Source organism: Exiguobacterium sp. A1_3_1 (assembly GCF_048985645.1).
GTDB classification, from domain to species: Bacteria; Bacillota; Bacilli; order Exiguobacteriales; family Exiguobacteriaceae; genus Exiguobacterium_A; species Exiguobacterium_A indicum.
This window is the reverse complement of the sequence record NZ_WBYY01000279.1, coordinates 1-2109: the sequence shown is the minus strand read 5'-3', so window position 1 is coordinate 2109 and position 2109 is coordinate 1. Positions and strand designations below refer to the sequence as shown.

3 protein-coding genes and 1 pseudogene are annotated in these 2109 nt (G+C 51.7%); 2 read left to right on the top strand and 2 right to left on the bottom strand.

Translation table 11 applies throughout. The annotated features are described in order from the left end of the window. Positions 1 to 563: pseudogene (locus tag F8N00_RS17700) on the top strand (phenylalanine 4-monooxygenase); the annotation flags it as partial. 61 nt (positions 564 to 624) lie between these two features. Then, positions 625 to 1146 carry a hypothetical protein gene (locus tag F8N00_RS17695; protein WP_035398156.1) on the top strand — a complete coding sequence of 174 codons (522 nt, stop codon included), beginning with the start codon at positions 625 to 627 and terminating at the stop codon, positions 1144 to 1146. Between the two features lie 63 nt (positions 1147 to 1209). Here the strand turns inward: F8N00_RS17695 and F8N00_RS17690 are convergent, their stop codons facing one another. After that, positions 1210 to 1506, bottom strand: coding sequence for an MGMT family protein (locus F8N00_RS17690; protein ID WP_023467734.1), 297 nt, complete (start codon positions 1504 to 1506; stop codon positions 1210 to 1212). After that, the coding region (locus F8N00_RS17685; RefSeq protein WP_421018711.1) for a cation diffusion facilitator family transporter at positions 1503 to 2109 on the bottom strand (607 nt) is incomplete at its 5' end. The genes F8N00_RS17690 and F8N00_RS17685, both read right to left, overlap by 4 nt.

Below are 2109 nucleotides of genomic sequence, written 5' to 3'. Positions count from 1 at the left end.
CACTCCTTCACGGCAAGGAATTGAACGAAGTATTGATGCAAGTCAAAGTCGGTGAACGTCTCGACTGGGCGGAAGGAAATGTTCGCGTCACAGGGGACATCATAGCGATTCAAAACGTCAATGGAAATCGGGCGCTCGTCGTCTTAGAAGCAGCGACGCTCTCGAACGACGGGAAAACGATGACGATGGACCGGATGGAATTGATCGTCGGTGACATCACGTCAGCATTCCCGGGAACGGAAGTTGAAGCACTGAAGCCGATTCCGGAAACGGTCGAGTTCGAACGAATCGAACGTCCGTTGACAGCGGCTGATCCGATCTTCGAAGTCGTCCGCGAGATTCGCGAAGGTCGTGCCGGACGAGAACGGTTACCGCAACTGATCGATCAGACACTCGTCCAGTTACCGGACGCTTGGTTACTCCGTCTTGAATTACTCGAGTTAGCGGATGAAGTCGATCAACCACGTCTGATTGCAGATCTCGAGCGCTTAAAAGCGACATCTGAGCAGCGAGATGAATTGATCACGCGTGGGATGGCCTTACTCGACGTCGTTCATCAATGAGTCGAACTCCGGTTCTGAACCTGTTAGAATGGAGACATTCGGTAAAAGGGGATGATCGGTTATGACAAATTATTATCAAGACGTAAAGGAATTCCACCGTGTGTTTTCACACCCTGGCGCAACGACGCCAACACCTATGACGGTCAATCGTGGAATCAAACGCTCGACCTGGACGGCAGAAGAAGCGGTCGTTGAGTTCCTGCATCAATCGGCGACGAGTGAAGCAGAATTTCTCGAAGCAATCGAACGTTTCAAGTCAGGACTTGATACAGCGGTCGAAAAATCGCTTCAGATGAAACAACCCGAAACAGATGTCGAACGGCTCGTCGGACAAGGGGATGCCTTGACGGACGCCCTCTACTTCATCATGGGAAGCTTCGTTGAGATCGGGCTTGATCCGGCTCCATTGTTCGAGATCGTCCAGCGTGCGAACATGGCGAAGCTTGGACCGGACGGAAAACCAATCTTCCGGGAATCGGACCAAAAGGTCATGAAACCGGAAGGCTGGCAACCACCGGAACCACAATTAGAAGCAGAAGTGCGTCGGCAAATCGCTGTAGCTTCGAGTACGTCGAAAGCGTGATTCATGACGATAAAAAGAGAGGGATGACTGGTCTGCGAACCGGTCATCCCTCTCTTGTTGTATCTATTCGCTTTTGACTTGATAACGCGATAAATCGAGTTGACGGGCGGTGAGGAACTCGACACCTTCTGCTTCAAGCGCCAGTCGCTGTTCATCGCCTTCAAGCGATAGTTTTCCACCAGCAGCAAGCACGCGGTGCCACGGTAGACGTTCCGTCTTACTCATGCTGTGAAGAATCCGCGCTACTTGTCGTGCGCTACGCGGATGACCGGCGAGTCGAGCGACTTGCCCGTAAGTCATGACTCGACCAGCAGGGATCGAACGAATGATAGTCAGGACATCTTGCGTGAATGGTGTCATGTTTCGTCCGTAGCAACGACATACTGTTGAATCTTATCGTCTTCATCAAAGCCGATCGTCACATCGATGATGCCTTGCTGCAAACGAATCTGGAGTTCGAGACGGTCCTTGATATCGTCCGCTTGTGCGATCGTCAACGTCGGGTCGACTTCAATCTCGACTTCGACGTGGAAATGATCGCCTTCCTTAATGACTTCTAGTTTACTAATGTCCTTGACGTCAGGGTCCTTCATGATTAGTCCGCCGAGACGTGCTGCCATCGTCTCATCGGCTTCACCCAGTGCACCAGCTGCGTTTTGCAGGAAGACATTCCCGACGACGTAAAACATCATCAGTCCGATGAGGATCGAAGCAATTCCTTCTGCCTGATGGAACGGTGTCACATGCGAGATGATGACGGCGAGCATCGCGACGACGCCACCAGCCGTTGCGACCAAATCTTCTAGGAACACAAGGCGTGTGGCTGGTTTCGCTTGTTTGAGTGAGCGGAAGCTGTCAAGAATCAAGCGTGGTCCTTTCGAGTCTAACTTCGCATCGTGCGCGATCTCTTGCATCGCTTTAACAAATACGCCACTCTCTAAGACCTGTCTCTTATACACATCT